The organism is Vibrio sp. 1249-1 (assembly GCF_033340495.1).
Genome location: NZ_JAWOWJ010000997.1, coordinates 1 through 552, shown reverse-complemented (window position 1 = coordinate 552; position 552 = coordinate 1). Strand labels below are relative to the sequence as shown.

The 552-nt window shown below is 47.5% G+C and carries 1 pseudogene; it reads right to left on the bottom strand.

The window, feature by feature from the left end:
* Positions 1-75 precede the first annotated feature (75 nt).
* Positions 76-552, bottom strand: a pseudogene (locus R7Z50_RS30110) (acetoacetate--CoA ligase); the annotation flags it as partial.

The window sequence follows — 552 nt, the reverse complement described above, 5'->3', positions numbered from 1 at the left end:
ACGTATTCGGTAAAGAGAAGTAATTTAAAACTTCGAATAAATTGAAATAGTAAGAGCGGCAATAGCGGCTCTTTTTTATAGCGCATTGGTCAGTACTGGCTGTGGTGTTTCAACGGCAATTGCGGCTATCTCTTCCAAAACCTCCGGATTCGCAATTGCGCCGATATTTTTAACTGTCTGACCATTTACGGCCTGCTTTACTGCCAGTTCAACCGTTTTGCCGGAACGCGTTCGTGGAATATCACTGAGTGCGAAGATCTTGCGCGGGACATGTCGCGGTGAGCACTTCGTTTTCAACGTTTGGCGGATCAAGTCAGTCAGTTGTGGCGTTAACTCAACACTTTGGCTTAATTTGACGAATAACCAGATCTCTTCAGATTGCTGGCTCAACTTACCGACGGCAATCGAATCTTCGATACCCGATAGCGCGTTCACTTGTTGATAGATTTCTGCTGTGCCAATACGTACTCCGCCGGGATTGAGCGTTGCGTCACTTCGGCCGTAGAAGATAAAGCCGCCGTTTGCGGTTTGCATGACGTCATCACCGTGGTG